General features: G+C 66.4%; 16 protein-coding genes and 1 tRNA gene. 2 read left to right on the top strand and 15 right to left on the bottom strand.

Annotation, left to right across the window (positions count from 1 at the left end; all coding sequences use genetic code 11):
• The 13 genes from VLA96_13115 to VLA96_13055 all read right to left on the bottom strand — a co-directional run.
• Positions 1-583: hypothetical protein (locus VLA96_13115; protein HSE50140.1), on the bottom strand; the 583-nt coding region annotated here is incomplete at its 3' end.
• Positions 580-1233, bottom strand: a complete 654-nt coding sequence (locus VLA96_13110) for a c-type cytochrome (protein HSE50139.1) — start codon at positions 1231-1233, stop codon at positions 580-582. The genes VLA96_13115 and VLA96_13110, both read right to left, overlap by 4 nt.
• Positions 1230-1760, bottom strand: a complete 531-nt coding sequence (locus VLA96_13105) for a DUF3341 domain-containing protein (GenBank protein ID HSE50138.1) — start codon at positions 1758-1760, stop codon at positions 1230-1232. The genes VLA96_13110 and VLA96_13105 overlap by 4 nt, the downstream gene beginning before the upstream one ends.
• Entirely contained in the window at positions 1757-3130 is a 1374-nt protein-coding gene (gene nrfD, locus VLA96_13100; protein ID HSE50137.1) for an NrfD/PsrC family molybdoenzyme membrane anchor subunit, read from the bottom strand. Before nrfD ends, VLA96_13105 begins: the two co-directional genes overlap by 4 nt.
• Positions 3123-6125: a 4Fe-4S dicluster domain-containing protein gene (locus VLA96_13095; protein ID HSE50136.1), complete on the bottom strand. Its 3003-nt coding sequence runs from the start codon at positions 6123-6125 to the stop codon at positions 3123-3125. Before VLA96_13095 ends, nrfD begins: the two co-directional genes overlap by 8 nt.
• A gap of 8 nt (positions 6126-6133) precedes the next feature.
• The gene (locus tag VLA96_13090) at positions 6134-6877 is read right to left on the bottom strand and encodes a cytochrome c3 family protein (GenBank protein HSE50135.1); all 744 of its coding nucleotides are present in this window, start codon (positions 6875-6877) and stop codon (positions 6134-6136) included.
• The gene (narI, locus tag VLA96_13085; protein HSE50134.1) at positions 6874-7602 is read right to left on the bottom strand and encodes a respiratory nitrate reductase subunit gamma; all 729 of its coding nucleotides are present in this window, start codon (positions 7600-7602) and stop codon (positions 6874-6876) included. Before narI ends, VLA96_13090 begins: the two co-directional genes overlap by 4 nt.
• A 4-nt stretch (positions 7603-7606) precedes the next feature.
• Entirely contained in the window at positions 7607-8161 is a 555-nt protein-coding gene (locus VLA96_13080) for a molecular chaperone TorD family protein (protein ID HSE50133.1), read from the bottom strand.
• Positions 8161-9651, bottom strand: coding sequence for a nitrate reductase subunit beta (gene narH / locus VLA96_13075; GenBank protein HSE50132.1), 1491 nt, complete (start codon positions 9649-9651; stop codon positions 8161-8163). The genes VLA96_13080 and narH overlap by 1 nt, the downstream gene beginning before the upstream one ends.
• Before the next feature lie 78 nt (positions 9652-9729).
• Positions 9730-13374, bottom strand: a complete 3645-nt coding sequence (locus VLA96_13070) for a nitrate reductase subunit alpha (GenBank protein HSE50131.1) — start codon at positions 13372-13374, stop codon at positions 9730-9732.
• Positions 13371-14201: a cytochrome c gene (locus VLA96_13065; protein ID HSE50130.1), complete on the bottom strand. Its 831-nt coding sequence runs from the start codon at positions 14199-14201 to the stop codon at positions 13371-13373. The genes VLA96_13070 and VLA96_13065 overlap by 4 nt, the downstream gene beginning before the upstream one ends.
• Positions 14198-14647: an Rrf2 family transcriptional regulator gene (locus tag VLA96_13060; GenBank protein HSE50129.1), complete on the bottom strand. Its 450-nt coding sequence runs from the start codon at positions 14645-14647 to the stop codon at positions 14198-14200. Before VLA96_13060 ends, VLA96_13065 begins: the two co-directional genes overlap by 4 nt.
• 261 nt (positions 14648-14908) lie before the next feature.
• Entirely contained in the window at positions 14909-15049 is a 141-nt protein-coding gene (locus VLA96_13055; GenBank protein HSE50128.1) for a hypothetical protein, read from the bottom strand.
• A gap of 611 nt (positions 15050-15660) precedes the next feature.
• Here VLA96_13055 and VLA96_13050 point away from each other — a divergent pair.
• Both VLA96_13050 and VLA96_13045 read left to right on the top strand, forming a co-directional pair.
• Entirely contained in the window at positions 15661-16116 is a 456-nt protein-coding gene (locus VLA96_13050; GenBank protein ID HSE50127.1) for a response regulator, read from the top strand.
• Between the two features lie 287 nt (positions 16117-16403).
• Positions 16404-16757 carry a hypothetical protein gene (locus VLA96_13045; protein ID HSE50126.1) on the top strand — a complete coding sequence of 118 codons (354 nt, stop codon included), beginning with the start codon at positions 16404-16406 and terminating at the stop codon, positions 16755-16757.
• A 109-nt stretch (positions 16758-16866) separates the two neighbouring features.
• On the opposite strand, the gene VLA96_13040 is transcribed toward VLA96_13045, so the two are convergent.
• Both VLA96_13040 and VLA96_13035 read right to left on the bottom strand, forming a co-directional pair.
• Positions 16867-16942, bottom strand: a tRNA-Phe gene (locus VLA96_13040).
• Between the two features lie 159 nt (positions 16943-17101).
• A partial coding sequence (locus VLA96_13035) for a glycosyltransferase (protein HSE50125.1) occupies positions 17102-18135 on the bottom strand: 1034 nt, incomplete at its 5' end.

Genomic DNA, 18135 nt, shown 5'->3' with positions numbered 1-18135 from the left:
TGGCCCAGTCGGGCTCCAGCGACATCAGCCAGTCGTAGCTTGCCAGCCAGAACGTGACGCCGAAGACGATCAGGAAGGCGGTGGCGAAGCGGGTGTTGCGGCGCGTATGCGCGATGTCGCCGTCCTCGTCCTGGCGGCGCGAGCCCAACACCAGCATCCAGATGAAGAAAGTCCAGGCCAGCAGGTAAAAGATCGCGCGCGTGCGGAAGAACCCGAGCGCGAGCCACGCTTGCTTGAACGCCGGCAGGTCGTGCTCATGGAGCCAGGGATAGACCTCCGGATGGAAGAACAGGACCGCGAGCACGCCGAGGCCGCCGAGCGGCAGCAGGAGCGCCATGGCTTCGGCGACGCGGCGGACGGCGGTGCTCCACGCCGCGCCGATCACGTAGTGCAGCGCGACGAACACCGCTCCGGCCAGCGACATCCCGAGCAGCAGGAAGCTGAACAGCAGCAGCATGAGCCACGTGCGCTCGCCCGCGAACACTGCGCCGACGGCGGTCGCGATCAGTCCGGCGACCGCGAACTGGCGGAAGCGCGTCGTCAACTTCTCGCTCGGGTGGAACTCCGCCTCGCGCAGGGTCACTTCGCGCCTCCCTTCCCAGCATCGGCTGGCGGAGCGGCCGCGGTCTTCACCACCGGCGCGGCGCCCGGAGCGCTCTTCTGCGCGGCGGCCTGCAGCGACCGGATGAACGCGATGACGTACCAGCGGTCGTTGCGCGTCACCTGCCCCGCGTACGACGCCATGTTGTTCTGCCCATAAGTGAGGACGTGGAACATCTGGCCCTCCTTCATGTCGACGGCGTGGGGCGCGAGTAGCGAGGGCGGAGGCGGGACGCCGCGGGTCGTCACCGTGCCCATGCCGCCGGCGTCGAGGCCGTGACAGGGCGTGCAGAAGGTCTTGAAGACGTGCTCGCCGCGGGCGAGCGCGCGCGGGTCATGAGAATCCGCGGGCGCCATCAGCTCCTGGCCGGCGCGCAGTGCGTCGGCAGGCGCGGCGGTGTAGTGCAGCGGCATCGTGCCGCGCGCGATCGTGCCCGGCACCGGCGGCTGCAGCGTCTTGCCGTCCGAAAAGTTCGGATTGCCGGCGTACGCGTTGTAGCGCGCGCTGTGCGCCATCTGCGGCAAGATCTCGAAGTTCGGTCGCGACGCATCGGGCGACGCCCACCAGTTGAAGCCGATGAGCGCCACCAGCACGACGAACAGCGACGAGTTCATGAGCAGGCGGCGGGTCATCGCGTCTCCTCTGTGATCTGCTCCTCGATGCGCACCGCGTGGAGCGAGCGGAAGAGCTGCTCCATGGCGCGAGCGTCGAAGGTGGAGTCGGCCTGCTCGAGGATGACCGCGAAGCGGTCGTCGGTGACGCCCGCCACCGGCAACGCGGCGCGTTTTCCGGGGAACAACCGGCAGATGGCGAAGAAGCCGAACACGGCGGTCAGCCCGGCGAACAGCACCATCACTTCGAACGTGACAGGCACGAACGCGGGCAGCGAGTTGAACGGCTTGCCGCCAACGTTGACCGGCCAGTCCACCGCCGTGGTCCAGTACTCGAACCAAACCTTCAGGACGGCGGCAGCGAGGCCGATACCGAACACCATCCAGGGCAGCCGCGAGGGCGGCAGTCCCATGGCGTCGTCGAGCCCGTGGACGGCGTACGGCGTGTGGACGTCGACGACGGCGTGGCCGCGCTCGCGCGACGCGCGCACCGCGCGCAGCAGGTCTTCCTCGTTGTCGAACACTCCGATGAACAGGCGGCGACTCATGACTGGCCTCCGGCGGCGGCGCCGCGACTGCCGACGCGCAACACGCCCTTGACCTCGGCGACCGCGATGACCGGCAGGAAGCGGCAGAACAGCAGGAACAGGCTGAAGAAGATGCCGAACATCCCGGCCATGGTCGCGACCTCGATCAGCGTAGGGGTGTAGGACGACCAGTTCGCGGGGATGAAGTCGCGATGCAGCGAGGTCACGATGATGACGAAGCGCTCGAACCACATGCCGACGTTGATGAACAGAGAGATGACGAACAGCAGCGGAAGCGCGCGGCGAACCTTGCGGAACCACAGCAACTGCGGCACCAGCACGTTGCAGCTCACCATGGTCCAGTAGGCCCAGCGCATCGGCCCCATCGTGCGGTTGAGGAAGGCGAACTGCTCGTAGCGGTTGCCGGAATAGAACGCGGTAAAGATCTCGGTGAGATACGCCAGGCCGACGATGGCGCTGGTGGTGATGACCAGCTTGCACATCGCGTCGATGTGCCGCTCGTTGATGTACTCCTCGAGGTGCATCACCTTGCGCGCGATGAGCATGAGCGTGAGCACCATCGCCAGGCCGCTGAAGATGGCGCCGGCGACGAAGTAGGGCGGAAAGATGGTGGCGTGCCATCCGGGCAGGACGGAGGTGGCGAAGTCCCAGCTCACGATGGTGTGCACAGAGATGACCAGCGGCGTGCCCAGGCCGGCGAGCATGAGGTAGACGACCTCGTAGCGCTGCCAGGCGCGGTGGGAGCCGTTCCATCCCAGGCTGAAGAAGGCGGCAAGCTTGCGCCGCATCCCCGTCGAGCGGTCGCGCAGCGTCGCCAGGTCCGGCAGCAGGCCGATGTACCAGAAGACGGCGGAGATGGTGAAGTAGGTCGAGATGGCGAAGAAGTCCCAGACCAGCGGCGAGCGGAAGTTCACCCACAGCGGCCCGCGCGTGTTCGGGTACGGGATCATCCAGAGCGCGAACCACGGGCGGCCGGTGTGGATGACCGGAAAGATGCCGGCGCAGACCACGGCGAACAGCGTCATGGCTTCGGCGGCGCGGTTCACCGACGTCCGCCAGCGCTGGCGAAAGAGGAAGAGGATGGCGGAGATGAGCGTGCCCGCGTGCCCGATGCCGATCCAGAAGACGAAGTTGGTGATGTCGAACGCCCAGCCGACGGTGCGGTTCAGCCCCCAGACGCCGACGCCGGTCTTGACCTGGTAAGCGATGGAGGCGATGCCGACCGAGGCGAGCGCCGCGCTGGCGAGGAACGCGCTCCACCACAGCGCGCCGGGTCGGCGGTCCATGGGCGCGCAGACGTCGCGCGTGACGTCGGCCAGCCGCTTGTCGCCCTGGATGAGCGGCGGATGAAGAACCACGGCATCAGCCATGCTGCTCGCCTCCTTCCCGGTCGCGGACCAGGGTGAGATACCCCACGGCCGGCTCGACGCCGAGCTCCGAGAGCAGGCGGTAGCGGCGCGGGTCTTTCATCTTTTTCGTGACGCGGCTGTTGGGGTCGTTGAGGTCGCCGAAGCTGATGGCGCCGGCCGGGCAGGACTGCTGGCAGGCGGTCTGGATCTCGCCGTCGGCGACGTCGCGGCCCTGGTCGCGCGCCACGATGCGCGCGGTCTGGATGCGCTGCACGCAGAAGGTGCACTTCTCCATCACACCCCGCGAGCGCACGGTGACGTCGGGATTGAGCACCAGGTTCGCGAGCACGTCGTCGTGGGCGTAGTCGAACCAGTTGAAGCGGCGTCCCTTGTAGGGACAGTTGTTGGCGCAATAGCGCGTACCGATGCAGCGGTTGTAGACCTGCTGGTTCAGGCCGTCGGCGCTGTGGACGGTGGCGAGCACCGGGCACACCGTCTCGCACGGCGCGTTGCCGCACTGCTGGCAGAGCAGCGGCTGGTAGGCCACCTCGACCATGCCGGGCGTCTCTTCCGCGTAGTAGCGGTCGATGCGGACCCAGTGCATCTCGCGGTTGCGGCGGACCTCGTCCTTGCCCACCACCGGGATGTTGTTCTCCGCCTGGCAGGCGATCACGCAACCCGAGCAGCCGGTGCAGGCGCTCAGGTCGATGACCATCCCCCAGCGCGGTCCCGAGGTCTCGTGGTCCTCGGGCCAGAGCGCGTTCTTGCGCGCGTCTTCTTCCTCTACTCCCGAGGCCGGGTCCTTCTGATAGGCGGCGAGCGTCGTCTCCTGGATGATGGGCCGCGGCTCGTGGTCGAAGCGCGCCAGCTTTTCCGGGACGGTGAGCGTGTTGTGCGTTTGCGTGGAGGCGAGGGCGTGGGTGCGGCCCGTCCGAGTGATGGCCGCGCCGCTCACGTAGCCGAGGCGGCCGCGGGTCGCGACCAGGCCGGCGGCGTTCGTGCCGACCAGGCCGTTGTCGCCGACCGAGGGCAGGAAGTCGAGCCACTTGGGGCCGATGCCGGCAAAGCGCGCGCTCAGCTTGCTGCCGTAACCGAGCGCGACGGCCAAGACGCGCTCGTGCTGTCCGGGCTGGACGAACGCCGGCAGCTCGACGCTGCCCTGCTCCGCGGCGATGCGCACGACGTCGCCTTCATTGACGCCGAGCCGCGCTGCGGCCGCCGGCGCCAGCGACACGTAGTTGTCCCACGTGACTTTGGTGACGGGATCGGGCAGCTCGTGCAGCCAAGGATTGTAGGCGTTGCGGCCGTCGAGCATCGCCGCGCCGGTGTAGAGCGCGAGCGCGAAGCCGGTCGGGCGCGGCGGCGCCGGCACCGCGCGCACCGCGGCGCTATCGAACTTCTTCAACTTGGGCGCGGGAGCAGCGATCTCCACGTAGCCATCGTGCAGTGCCTGGTCCCAGAACTCCTGGAAGGCGGCGGCAGTCTTCGCGCGCGGATAGAACTGCTTCTCCCACGAGGTGCGCAGCAGGTCGTAAGTCGCGTCCTGCCGGCCGCTCCAGCGGGCGAGTGACTCGAGCGCGGCACGCGTCTCGCCCAGCGGATGGATGGCGGGCTGCTGCAGGCTGAGGTGTCCGGCGACCGGCTCGGCGTCGCCCCAGCTCTCGAGGAAGTGGTGGTCGGGCGCGACGTAGCGCGCGAGCAGCGCGGTCTCGTCGGCGCGCTCGGCCAGGCTCACCAGCAGCGGGACCTTCGCCAAAGCCGCGGCGTGACGCGGGAAGTCGAACGCCGGGTTCGCGCCCAGCACGAACAGCGCCTGCACCTTGCCGGCGTCGAGCTCGTCGAGCAGCGCGAGCAGGTCGGCGTCGTTGCCCTGTGCCTGCTGCGACGGGCACTCGAGCGAGAGCGTGGCGCCGTAGTTCCCGAGCGCGTGGTTGAGGAAGTTCACCAGCATCTGCTCGTCGGGGTCGGTGCTGCCGCTTACGACCAGCGACTTGCCGCGCGCGGCCCACAGCCGCTCACAGAGGTCGTCGAGCGCGCCGCGATCCACCGCCGGCTCACCGGCCGCCGAGCGAAAGCGCTCGCCCGCGCGCGCGGCCAGGCGCTCCGCCATATAAGAAAGGATGGCGAGCGAATCTTCGGGCGCGACGGCGTAGCGCCGGTCGGCGTTGCCGCCGGTCAGCGTCATGCGCGGCTCGAAGTGGACGTGATAGGAGTAGCGCGCGTCTTCCAGGCGGCGTCCCGCGCTGTATCCCCGGGTGAACGCGACGGGCGAGAGCCACGTGCCGAGGAAGTCGGCGTCGAAGCCGGCGATGACCTCGGCCTTGGAGAAGTCGTAGCTCGGCAGCAGGCGCGCGCCGTGCGTGCGCTCGTGCGCTTCGAGGATGGCGGAGTGCGAGGGCACGTCGTACACCACGTGCCCGCCGCCGTAGGGCTTCAGGAACTCGGCAATGGCCGCGCGCAGCGTCGGGCTGGTGATCGTCCCGCTGAGAAGCCGTACCGCGCCGCCCGCCTTCTGCATCTCCGCCAGCTTCTCGCCGACTTCGCGGTCGAGCGTCGCCCAGTCAGTGGGCTTGCCCTGGCGCTGCGGCGCGCGGAAGCGCTGGGTGTCGTACAGGCCCAGCAGCGAACCTTGCCCGGTAGCGCACAGCCCACCGCGCGAGAGCGCGTGCTCGGGGTTCCCTTCCAGCTTGATGGGGCGGCCATCGCGGACCTTCACCAGCGTGCCGCAACCGGCGGCGCAACCCGCGCACGTCGAGGCGTAGTACTGGGCTTCGCCTGGAACGAATTCTTCCGGCTGGACGAGCAGCGGGATGGCCTTCTCCACCGGCGCGCGCGAGCAGCCGACGACAGTGGCGGCCGCGAACGAGAAGCCGACGGCCTTGAGGAAGTCGCGGCGGCGGACGCGCTGCCCGCCCGCGGCGTCCAGGCCGGGAAACTCCTCGGCGGCGCCGATCTGCACCAGCCCGTTCGCCTTCTGCGCCGGGCTCATCCAGTACGTCTTGTGCTGTTCGCTCACGCGTCTCCTCAGAAGTGGCACGCCTTGCAATCGATGGATGGATCGAGCTTGTGCGTGGCCGGCATCTTGCCTTTCGCGAACGGCGCCGGCGCGCTGTCGAAGTTCCCGCCCACCCCGCTGCGCTGCACACCACGATGGCAGTTCACGCACCAGCCCATCGAGAGGTCGGAGACCTGCCGCACGCGCTCCATCGTCTCCACCGGGCCGTGGCAGCTCTGGCAGGTCACGCCCGCGTTCACGTGCGGCCGGTGGTCGAAGTAGACGAAGTCCGGCAGGTTGTGGACCTTCACCCACTGGATCGGGTGCGGCTGCTTCGCCGGGTCGGGCTTCATGTCGGGAGCGAGCGCGAGCGCGTCGTAGAGCTTCTGGATGTCGGGCGAGACGATGCGGTGCGGGAAGCGACGCTCCTTCTTGGCGGCCTCGTCCTCGGCGCGGATAGCTCCGAAGTTCGCCGGCACGAAGCGATGGCAGTTCATGCAGACGCTGGCCGCGGGAATGCCGGCGTGCCGCGACTTCTCCGCGTTCGAGTGGCAGTAGAGGCACGGAATGGCGAGCTCGCCCGCGTGCAGCCGGTGCGAGTACGCGATGGGCTGCGTGGGCTCGTAGCCGCGCTGGTTGCCGGGCAGTCGCGCGGTGCCGGTGCTGGGCATCGCGATGAGCGCGGCAAAGAGCACCGCCGCCAGGAGCACGAAGCTCACCACCGAGCTGCTCGCCCAGCGCAAGACCCAGCCGCGTTGGCGCTCTCCGCTCACCGCGATCCTCGCGCGCTGTACATGCTGCGGACGCGCTCCGGCAGCATTCGGATGCCGTACCAGCGCACCACTTCGGGCTTGCGCCACAGGTACGGGAAGGGCGCGACCAGCGCGTGCACCAGCCGGGTGAACGGGAATGCCGCCACGATGAGCCACGCGCCCGTCATGTGCAGCTTCACCGGCCACGGCATGGTGGCGAGATACGAGATGTCAGGGCGGAAGGTGAAGAGCGAGCGCAGGTAGGGCACGGCGGAGGTCGCGTACCAGCTCGATCCCCAGGGGTGGAAGACCGCGGTGTAGATACCGGTGGCGACCTGCACCAGCAGCAGCGCCAGCACGATCCAGTCGGCCGTGCTGGTGACGATGCGCGCCTTGACGACCGCGACGCGGCGGTGCACGACCGCCAGCACGCCGATGAGCGTGAGCAGCGCGAACGCCAGCCCGGTCAGCTCGAGCACGTAAAGCCGCAGCGGCCGGCTGTTCCAGAGCAGGATCTGGCGCGGAATGAGCAGGCCGAGCAGGTGCCCGACGAGCACCGCCAGGATGCCGTAGTGGAAGCTCACCAGCCCGAAGAAGTGCTCGTGGTTCTCCAGGAACTGCGACGACAAGCTGGAGTAGCTGAAGGGACGGCTGCGGTACCGGCTGATCGTCACCAGGAAGAAGACGAACAGCGCCACGTAGGGCAGCACGGCGAAGAGCAGCAGGTTGATGGTGTTCGCATTCATGGCGTCAGTCCAGTACCCGCAGCACCGGCTCCTGCTGCGGGATGAAGATCGGGATCCCGGGACACAGCGAGCGCAACTGGTTCTTCAGCGCCACCAGGACCTGCTCGTAGGGGTTCTGCTTGTCGCGGAAGGCGTCGAGCATCTTGCCGAGCGCCGGCAGCACGATGGCGACGGCGAAATCGCGGCGCGCGGCTTCGTCCATGCGAGCGAGCAGCTGCAGCGCGTGGCTGAGGTGGTCGGGAAGCTCGCCGCTCTCGGCGATGCCGTGCTGCCGCAGCAGCGCGCGCATCCGCACCAGCAGCAGCCCGCGGTCGTAGTTCTCGCCGAACAGATGCCAGCCCAGCTCGAGCGAGCACACCGGGTTGAGGTCGAAGGTGACGGTGTAGAGCTCCTGGAGTTCGAGCGTGCTCTTCCCTTCCAGGGCGGCGCCAAATCCCTGCAGCCCGGGGGCGATGTCATCCGGCGCCGCCAGCACGGCTTCCACCACGCGCGTGCGGTAGTCATCGCCCGGATAGCTCAGCACCGCGGCGAGCGCTTCGTAGATGTTGGGAGCGACCATCACAATCCTCTCTGCGGGCCCTGCACGAAGCCGAAGCCCGCGCTGGCCTTGTGTTCCATCGGGTCTTCCATCATGGCGATGGCTTCCTCGCGATGCATCGGCGGGATGACGAAGCGGTCCTCGAAGGTGCAGAGCGAGGTGAGCTGGTAGATGGCTTCGGCTTCTTCCGCGGAGCAATCGGCCTCGGCGAGCATGCGCTGCGCTGTTTCCATCGTGACGTCGCCCACGGTCAGGGCGCGCCGGTACCAGCGCACCGCCTTCTGCTTGCGCAGCGCGTAGCGCACGAAGCTTTCCTGCCCGGCGCCGAACAGCTTGGCCAGGTAAGCCATCGGGACGCGCGACTGCTCGATGTCGTGGAACAGGTCGCCCGATTCGTGGTTCAGCACGTCGCCGTCCTTGGTCGCCATCACCGGCGACATCGGCGGCACGTAGAACAGCATCGGGAAGGTGCGGTACTCGACGTGCGGCGGCAGCGCCAGCTTCCACGTCTTCACGAACTTGTAGACCGGCGACTTCTGCGCCGACTCGATGACCGAGTCGTGCAGGCCGTTCGCCTTCGCCGCCGCGATGACCGCCGGGTCGCAGGGATCGAGGACGAGCGAGCGGTGCCCTTCGACGAGCTGATCGTCGGGCAGGTTCGCGACTTCTTCCAGGCGCGAGGCGTCATACAGCACGTTGCCCAGGTAGCGGATGCGGCCGACGCAGGAGTGGAAGCACGCCGGGGCCTGTCCGGTCTCGAGCCGCGGGAAGCACAGGATGCACTTCTCCGACTTGCCGGTGTTCCAGTTGTAGAACGTTTTCTTGTAAGGGCACGCCGAGACGCACGCGCGCCACCCGCGACAGCGCTGCTGGTCGATGAGCACGATGCCGTCTTCGCCGCGCTTGTAGAGCGCGCCCGAAGGGCATGCCGCCACGCAGCACGGGTTCAGGCAGTGGTTGCAGATGCGCGGAAAGTAAAAGAAGACCAGCCGCTCGGTGGCAAACAACTGCTGCTTCTGGAACTCGGTCAGGCCGTCGAGGTTGGGATCGTTCTTCGCGTAGACGGGCGAGCCGCCGAGGTCGTCGTCCCAGTTCGGCCCGGATTCCACGTTGATGTATTCGCCGGTGACCATCGAGATCGGCCGCGCGGTCGGCTGGTCGGCGCCTTCCGGAGCGTTGAACAGGTTCTGGTAGTCGTAGGTCCATGGCTCGTAGTAGTCGTCCATGGTCGGCTGGTTGGGGTTGTGGAAGATCTTGAAGAGCGCGTCGCCCTTGTTCTGCGACTTCAGCTCGATGGAGCCGTTCTTCTTCTCCCAGCCGCCCTTGTACTTCTCCTGGTCCTCCCACGCGGTGGGAAAGCCGGTGCCGGGCTTGGTCTCCACGTTGTTCCACCACATGTATTCCGCGCCCTTGCGGTCGGTCCAGATGTTCTTGCACGCGACCGAACAGGTGTGGCACCCGATGCACTTGTCGAGGTGGAAAACCATCGAGACTTGCGAGCGAACATTCATGTCAATTCCTCTGGTCGTTGGTCGTCGGTCCTCGGTCGTCGGCCGCCACGAGCTTGCTTCCGGCCGACGACTTTTCCCTCACCATTTGAGCTCCGGCAGTTTCCTCACCAGGATGTGCGTGTCGCGGTTGCACCCGATCGGTCCCCAGTAGTTGAAGTGGTAGGTGAACTGGCCGTAGCCGCCGGCCATGAGATTGGGTTTCAGCCGGACGCGCGTCAGGCTGTTGTGGCCGCCGGCGCGGCGATGTCCGCGCAAGGGCGAGGTCGGCACCGAGTAGGTGCGCTCGGGCGAGTGGTACTGGATGCAGATGCCGCGCGGGATGCGCGCGCTGACCGCGGCGCGCGTGACGACCACACCGTTGTCGTTGTGCACCTCGACCCAGTCGTTGTCGACGATGCCGATGGCGTCGGCGTCGGCGTCGTTCATCCAGAACGGTTCTACGCCGCGCGAGAGCGTGGTCATGCGCTGGTTGTCGCCGTAGGTGGAGTGGATGTGCCACTTGCCGTGCGGCGTCAGGTAATTCAGCATCAGCGTCGGTCCGACCGCTTCGCTCACCGCCAGTTCGCCGTACTGCACGGCCGACGGCTTGGGCTTGTAGGTCGGCAGGTGTTCGCCGAACTGGATGTAGAGCGGGTGGTCGAGATAGAAGTGCTGCTTGCCGGTGAGCGTGCGCCACGGCACCAGCGTCTCCACGTTGTAAGTGAAGGGCGAGTACGCGCGGCCGTTCTCCGTCAACCCCGACCACATCGGCGAGTTCAGCAGCCGGTGCGGATGCGACTGCAGGTCCTTGTAGCTGAGCCGCACGCCCCGGTTCTTCTCTGCCAGTTGCGTGAGCTTCAGCCCGGTGCGCGCTTCCATGTTCTTGTAGGAGCGGTAGGCGAGCTCGCCGTTCGTGACCGACGCGAAGCGCAGGATCAGGTTGCAGGCGTCCTCGTCGTCGTGCAGCGACGGGTACTTCTTCCCTTCCCACTCGACCACCGGCAGCGTCCTCAGCGCGGCGTCGTACTCATCTTCGATGGCGTAGCTGGTGCCGTGCGCTCCCAGGCCGTTGGCGCGGACCAGCGGTCCGAACGAGATGAACTGCTGGTAGAGGTTCTTGTAGTCGCGGGTGACGACTTTCAGGTTCGGCATCGTCTTGCCGGGGATGGCTTCGATCTCGCCCTTCGACCAGTCGCGGATCGCGGGCTGCGCGATCTCGGCGGCCGAATCGTGCGCGAGCGGCGATGCGACGATGTCCTGCACCGGGTTCGGGAAGTGCTTGGCCGCGAGCTCCGAGATCTTCTTCGCTACCGCGCGGAAGATCTGCCAGTCGCTCTTCGATTCCCACGACGGTGGCACCGCCGCCGACAGCGGATGGATGAAGCTGTGCATGTCGGTGGAGTTCAGGTCGGCCTTCTCGTAGAACGTCGCCGCCGGCAGCACGATGTCGCTGTAAAGCGCCGACGTATCCATGCGGAAGTTCAGGTCGACGACCAGGTCCATCTTCCCGAGCGGCGCGTGCTTGTGCCACTCCACTTCCTTGACCGTGCCTTCCGCCGTCTCCGGCGAGATGGCGTTGGAGTGCGTTCCGAGATAGTGCCGCAGGAAGAACTCGTGGCCCTTGGCGCTGGCCATTAGCGCGTTGCCGCGCCAGATGAACCACACGCGCGGCCAGTTCGCCTCGGCGTCGGGATCCTCGACCGAGAAGCGCAGCTTCTTCGCCTTCAGTTGCTCGACGACGTAGCGCGTGACCTCGTCGTCGCCCTTCGCGCCCGCCGCCTTGGCTTCTTCCACCAGCTTCAGCGAGCTCTTGGCGAACTGCGGATAGAACGGCAGCCAGCCGGAGCGCACCGCGCGCACCTGCAGGTCCATGGTGTGTCCCTGCGCGAGCGCGCCGAAACCGTTGGGCGGCGGCACGGTGTGGTAGTCGGTGAACTGTTTCTCGTAGCGCCACTGGTCGGTGTGGACGTAGTGCCAGCTGGGCGCGTTCTGCAGGCGCACCGCCGGCATCCAGTCGCGCGCGAACGCGATGGCCGCCCACGACTCGCCCGGCGCCAGCTTTTCCTGCCCGACGTAGTGCGCGAGGCCGCCGCCGTTCACCCCGATGCACCCGCTGAACATCAGCGCGTGGATGGCCGCGCGGTACATCAGGTTCGCGTGGTACCAGTGGTTGATGCCCGCGCCGATGATGACCGTGCACTTGCCGCCGGTCTTCTCCGCGGTCACGCCCCACTCGCGCGCGAACCGGATGACCATGTCGCGGCTCATGCCGGTGTACTTCTCCGCCCACGCCGGCGTGTAGGCCTGGGTCTCGTCGTTGTAGTCGGCGGGGTAGTCGCCGTTCAGGCCGCGCGCGACCCCGTACTGCGCCAGGAGCAGGTCATAGACCGTCGCGACCAGAACACTCTTGCCATCCGCCGTCTGGAGCTTGCGCACCGGCACCTCGCGGCGTTGCGCCTTGCCCTCGCAGAAGTCGTGAAAGACGACCGGGACCGGCTGCTTCTCGCCGAGGAACGTGAGCGTCGGCTCGATCGGGCGGTTGTCGAGCCCGTCTTCCAGCTTCATGTTCCATTTGCCCTTGTCCTGTGTGGCCCAACGGTCGCCGACGCTGCCCTTCGGCATCTTCGGCGACGAGCTCAGCGCGTCCCACATCAGGAACTTCCACTCGCCGTTCTCCACCGTCGTGTACTTCCGCAGGCGATTGGCCCGGAGCAGCTGGCCGGCTGAGTACTCTCCGTGTTCCTGCTTGATCTCGACCAGGTAGGGCGCGTCGGTGTACTTCTTCGTGTACTCGAGGAAGTAGGGCGTCTGCTTCTGGTGGTGGAACTCGTTCAGCAGGACGTGGTTGACGGCCATCCACCAGGCGCCGTCCTGCCCGGCGTTGATGGCCACCCACTCGTCGGCATACTTGGAGACCTGCGCGAAGTCGGGCGTGAAGACCCACATCTTCGAGCCGTTGTGGCGCGCCTCGGCCGCGAAGTGACAGTCGGGAGTCCGCGTCATGTTGAGGTTCGAGCCCATCACGGCGAGCAGCTTGGCGTTGTACCAGTCGGCCGACTCCTGCACGTCGGTCTGCTCGCCCCAGGTCTCGGGCGAAGCCGGCGGCAGGTCGCAGTACCAGTCGTAGAAGCTGAGCGAGATGCCGCCCAGCAGCTGCAGCATGCGCGCGCCCGAGGCGTAACTGATCATCGACATCGCCGGGATGGGCGAGAAGCCCGCGATGCGGTCCGGCCCGTGCTTCTTGATGGTGTAGAGGTTGGCGGCGGCGATCAGCTCCAGCACGGTGTCCCAGTCGGCGCGGCGAAAGCCGCCCTTGCCGCGCGCTTTCTGCCAGCGCTGCCGCTTCTCGGGGTCCTCGACCAGCGAGCGCCACGCCTCGACCGGATCATCGTGCTGCGCGCGCGCCTGCTTCCACAGGTCGAGCAGCGCGCCGCGCGTGTACGGATACTTCACCCGCAGCGGCGAGTACAGGTACCAGGAATACGAGATGCCTCGCTGGCAGCCGCGCGGCTCGTAGGGCGGCAGCCCGTTCTCCAGCATCGGGTAGTCGAGCCCCTGCATCTCCCACGTGACGATGCCGTCCTTCACGTAGATCTGCCAGGTGCAGCCGCCGGTGCAGTTCACGCCGTGGGTGGAGCGCACGATCTTGTCGTGCTGCCAGCGGTTCCGGTAGAACTCCTCCCAGCCGCGCAGCTTGGGGTCGACTTCATCCTTGATCCAGGAGATCGGGTCGAGGACCTTCATTCTTCACCTCGTGAGCGATGCACAAGCTGCCGCCGGACTCCCGTCAGGCGCTTCTTCCAGATGCGGTCGAACGTGACCAGGCCGACGACCGCTCCGCCCACCCCGAGCAGGAAGAAGTTGAGCAGTGGCGTCTGATCGTCGTGGCCGCGTTGCTTGGTCTCGTGCTCGAAGAGCGCCGTCATGGCAAAGATCTCGTCGTTGCTGAGGGCCGTCGCCTTGAAGACCGGCGCCATCGTCGGGCTCGCCGGCGCTCCCAGCCACGCGCCCAGGCCCTTGCGGCCCTGCAGGCGTTCGTAGACCAGCGTGAGGTCGGGGCCGAGCCGGCCGCCGTGCAGGCCGGTCATGCCCTTCATGGTGTGGCAGGAGATGCACGCCGGCCCGCCGTTCGCCATCCGTTTCTCGCCGGTGAACAGCGCCAGCCCGAGCGCGACGTCCTGCTGGTTGAACGGACGGTCGCTGATCTGCACGCCGGCGAACTGCGAGCGCGGCAGCTTCGACTCGGCGTCGAGCAGGTCGACCAGCGCAGCGGCCAGCTGGGGGTTCATGCCGGCCGGCGGCGGCATCACGACGCCGCGCGAATCCTGCAGCATCTTCTGCGCGTAGGCGTCGCCGGAATCGAGCACGGCGCGCGGGCTCTGCATCCACTGCACCAGCCACGCCTTGTCGCGGCGCTGCGTCACGTCCTTGAGGTCGGGACCGGCCAGCCGTCCTCCGCCGACGGTGTGGCAGCTCATGCAGTTCGTCTTGAAGTAGGCGGCCGGATCTTGCGCCGCTGCTGACGCGCTCAGCGCCGCCAGCGCACATAGCAATACAACGTGGCGTCTCACGGACGATCTCCTTTGTGCACGTCGCCCAGCCCGTAAGGCAGCTGCGGTACGCGTGAGATCTCGCTGACCATGGTGTGTTCGAGGAAGCCGAGGAACATGGCGCGCAACGAGCCCCATGAGGCATGCGCGCTGCAGGGATGCGTCGGGTCGCACTCCTTGTTGATCCCGAGGAAGCACTGTGGCCGCGCCGCGGAGCCCTCGAAAAGCGCGATGACGTCGATCAGCGCGATGCGGTTCGCCGGCCGCTCGAGCCGGTATCCGCCGCCGGCGCCGCGGGTCGCGGCCACGATGCCCGCGTTGCGCAGCCCGGTCATGATCTTGGCGAGATATTGCGGCGGGATCTGCGTGCTCTCCGCCAGCTCCTGGCCGCGGACGGCGCTCCCTTCGGGCTGGCGCGCCAGCTCGACCAGGGCCCGGAGCGCGTACTTCGAGGTCTGCGAGAGCATTGTCGACCTGTGGGTCGACAACTCTTGTATTGCTACCTTCCGCCCCGGGATGTGACGCAGGTCACTCGGTGAAGTGACATGGGACACACTGCATAGGGCAGGCGGACGATCCACCCGATCAGCAACGAACGAGGGCACGCCCGTCCCCAAAGGCTCGACGATTAAAGAATGGTGGCTAGGGACGGTTCCGGACACAAATGCATCCTGACCATCCCACTCCAGGGGATCGTCATTCGGAAGTGCCCAACGACTCTCGCTAGCTCAGAAGATGGAGAAGGTCCCGTCGCGTTGGTCCGTGTAGACGCTTTTGGTGCGATTCAGCACGCCGTTCTTGTAGAGCAGGATGCGGACGCAGTCGCCAACCGAACTCGAGCTCGACCAGCTGACCGTATGTGTCGGCATCGGCTGTGGAACAGCCCCTCTGGAAACCACCACAACACCCGCCACGGCGGACGCCAAGCGCACACCTTTCTTGAGCGGATTCTAGGTGATCGTCAGACGTCATGAGTGAGAGACGGGATGTGAGCGATTGTGTACAGGTCGCCACCGTGAGCAATCCCGCTCTGACAGAATCCTGCAACTAGCGGAAGATGCATTCAGCAGTAGGTGGAACGTGTACTACACGATTGTAGCTGTCCGCTGGTGTATAGGACTTGGGCGCTACTCCTTGATGCGGCTTACATACCGGCGTGACGTGATTCCCGACCGTGACCTTTTCCGGGATTGTCTAATTTCGGCCGAGCTCCTTCCAGCGAACGCGGCATGATGCCGAGGCACAATGCACAAGGGTGCTGCAACGTTCACGATTGCTTAGTCCTGGAGATGGAAGACGGCGTCGGCTGGATCCCAGACAACATGTGACTTCGTTGTTCCGGCGGACACTCCTTCCCGGCCAAGCCTGTGCCTAAGCGTTTTCCCAAAGTGGTCCAGAATCTGTTTTGTCTTCCTCCGGTGAGCAATATTGCACACACGTCTCCCGCCACCTTACTTACACTTTTACAAACTTGGGTTGCATGAGGAGAAGTGGTATGGACTCTCCCACTGCGGAATCTCCCAATCTGGAATCTCCCACTCTCTTGTGCATTGACGATCGGGCACAAGTGTTGGCGCTACGCAAGGCAGCTCTTGAACAACAGGGCTATTCGGTAAAAGTAGCGACTTGTAGCTACGCGGCGATCAAGACTCTGGAAGAAAACGAGATCGCGGCAGTTGTGCTGGAGTACAAGCAAGAAGGCATGGATGCCGAAGCGGTCGCCTATCACATCAAGCACCGGTTTCCCAGAGTGCCGGTTATCCTGGTTTCGGCGTATGCCGAGATGCCACAGCGGATCCTGTGGCTGGTAGATGAGTACGTGTTGAAGAGCGAATTACCGCATGGACTGGTGCGGATTTTGAGAAGTCAGGTGCAAGTCGCCAGGAAGGCCACCCGTTCTGAAGAGCGTGGCATGGTCAGCGCGATGGCTGCTTGAACCTCAGCGGTCCGCACTGACCGTTGGGCCTGCAACGACCGGGACTCGCGGATTATCCTGCTGACGGGCTTGGGTGGGGTGCCCACGGGCACGGCGTCGTCGCCCGACGAGGTGTAGCTTCAATGAAACAAGCGGTCTGCTTCCTTTCCTTCCCGTGGAAGCGAGCACCGCGCCCTTACCCGCCTCTCAGCACTGCCCAGTTGAAGGACGGCAGAATGCGAATTCACGCTCCCAGGCAAATAGGGCCGCGAACGAGTCCGACAGGTGGGCCGACGAGGAGGTAACGAATGAGCCCACAGGTGCTTTTGTTCGCACGCGATCCTACCCTTGCGCGCACTCGCACGGAGACGCTCGAGGCGAGTGGGTACGCCGTCGTGGCCGCGATGGCGATGGAGGACTTCCTGAACCATTATTTCGCAGGACATTTCGACCTCATACTGCTTTGCAATAGTCTTCGTGTTGAAGAAAGAAACTTGACCATCAGCCTAGTGCGCCGCTATGGGCACGCGAAGCCGCTGCTCGCGATCAGCGGTACGCCGACCGAGCAGATTTCCGGCGCAGACATGACTGTGCCTGGCGATGCAGAAAGCGTGCTTTCCGCAGTCTGCGACGCGCTGTCCGGTACTCTTGCGCTGAAGTAAGCCGATCCTGCCGTGATGGAGTGGCCCCGCACACGGGGTGCACCCAAACGGAAAGGGCAATCCGCTGCCAGAGGTGCGAGTGAGCCGGCATTGCCAAGCGTCGGAAGAATGGTGGCCAGGGACGGAATCGAACCGCCGACGCCGGCCTTTTCAGGGCCGCGCTCTACCAGCTGAGCTACCTGGCCACGCTCGCGCGCCGCGAATGCGGCACGATCCGGATCACGCTATGAGGATTCTGCTGCTGAGCGGTTGCCGCGGCAGGGTGCGTGTGGAGAGCTGATTATAGCAATCTTCCGCCCTGGCCCTCAAACCTCGCCGTCGCTCCGCCGTGGTCGGCTTGAGACCTATGCGTTCGCTTCCAGGAATCCGGTCGTGACCGGCTCCCGCACCGGCAGCGGAAGGCCACGTGCTTCGAGCAAGCGCCGGTATTCCTTCTCCATCTCGCGCCAGATGCGCACCGGCCGGAAATCGCGTTCGACCCAGCGGCGCCCAGCGGCGCCCATCTCACGCCGCGTCTCGGGCGACTTCAGCATGCGGTCCAGTGCCTCGGCCAGCGCGTGCGCGTTGCCCACCGGCGCCAGCAGCCCGGTCCCTTCCTCCATCACCGCGTCGATGACCCCCATCGCGCGGGTCGCGACGACCGGCTTGCCCGCCGCGTACGCCTCGAGCACGGTATCAGGGAAACCTTCCCCGTGCGACGGCAGCGCCAGCACGTCCATGACGTGGTAGTACGGCGCCGGATCTTCGACCGACCCGGTGCAGACGATCGTGCGATCGGTCCGCATCCGCTGGCGCACCTCCGCCGGCAGCGCGTCGCCGGCCTCGTCCCCACCCACGACCAGCAGCCGCCCTCCGGTCACTGTCTTCTTGAGCATCTCGTGCGCCGCCAGCAGCTCCGGCAATCCCGCCTCGCGCGTGAAGCGCCCGACGAATCCGACCACCGGGGCTTCCGCCGGAATGTCCAACTCATGCCGCAGGCGCTTGGCGTGCGCAACGCGTTCGCCGGTGGGCGCAAAGCGCGGCGCGTCCACGCCGTTGCTCGAGCCCGACGCCAGCACGCACGAGCTCTCCGCGGTGAGCAACCCGTCGAGCTCCAACCGTTTCCGCACCGATTCGCTCACGCAGATGCGGCGGTGCGCGCTCCCACACGCGATGCGCTCCGCGATCTTCCGCAGCGCGCCGCGGATCCCGCCTGCCGCCTGGTAGCGGATCCCGCCCAGAACGCAGACCCGGATCGGCACGCCCGCGCTGCGAGCCGCGAGGCCGCCGATCAACCCCGCCTTGGTCGTGCTCACATTCGTGATATGCGGCCGGACTTCCTGCATCAGCCGGCGCAGGGCGCGCAGCGCCTTCAGGTCGCTCAGCGGCGAGAGGCCGC

This window comes from Terriglobales bacterium, from assembly GCA_035457425.1.
Lineage (GTDB): Bacteria > Acidobacteriota > Terriglobia > Terriglobales > Acidobacteriaceae > JACPNR01.
This window is presented reverse-complemented; position numbering and strand designations above follow the sequence as displayed.

Bases quoted from the DNA above. Each gene is read 5' to 3' on its own strand.
- VLA96_13110 (HSE50139.1), bottom strand. From the start codon at position 1,233: ATGACCCGCCGCCTGCTCATGAACTCGTCGCTGTTCGTCGTGCTGGTG.
- VLA96_13105 (HSE50138.1), bottom strand. From the start codon at position 1,760: ATGAGTCGCCGCCTGTTCATCGGAGTGTTCGACAACGAGGAAGACCTG.
- nrfD (HSE50137.1), bottom strand. From the start codon at position 3,130: ATGGCTGATGCCGTGGTTCTTCATCCGCCGCTCATCCAGGGCGACAAG.
- narI (HSE50134.1), bottom strand. From the start codon at position 7,602: ATGAATGCGAACACCATCAACCTGCTGCTCTTCGCCGTGCTGCCCTAC.
- VLA96_13080 (HSE50133.1), bottom strand. From the start codon at position 8,161: ATGGTCGCTCCCAACATCTACGAAGCGCTCGCCGCGGTGCTGAGCTAT.
- narH (HSE50132.1), bottom strand. From the start codon at position 9,651: ATGAATGTTCGCTCGCAAGTCTCGATGGTTTTCCACCTCGACAAGTGC.
- VLA96_13070 (HSE50131.1), bottom strand. From the start codon at position 13,374: ATGAAGGTCCTCGACCCGATCTCCTGGATCAAGGATGAAGTCGACCCC.
- VLA96_13060 (HSE50129.1), bottom strand. From the start codon at position 14,647: ATGCTCTCGCAGACCTCGAAGTACGCGCTCCGGGCCCTGGTCGAGCTG.
- VLA96_13055 (HSE50128.1), bottom strand. From the start codon at position 15,049: ATGCCGACACATACGGTCAGCTGGTCGAGCTCGAGTTCGGTTGGCGAC.
- VLA96_13050 (HSE50127.1), top strand. From the start codon at position 15,661: ATGAGGAGAAGTGGTATGGACTCTCCCACTGCGGAATCTCCCAATCTG.
- VLA96_13045 (HSE50126.1), top strand. From the start codon at position 16,404: ATGAGCCCACAGGTGCTTTTGTTCGCACGCGATCCTACCCTTGCGCGC.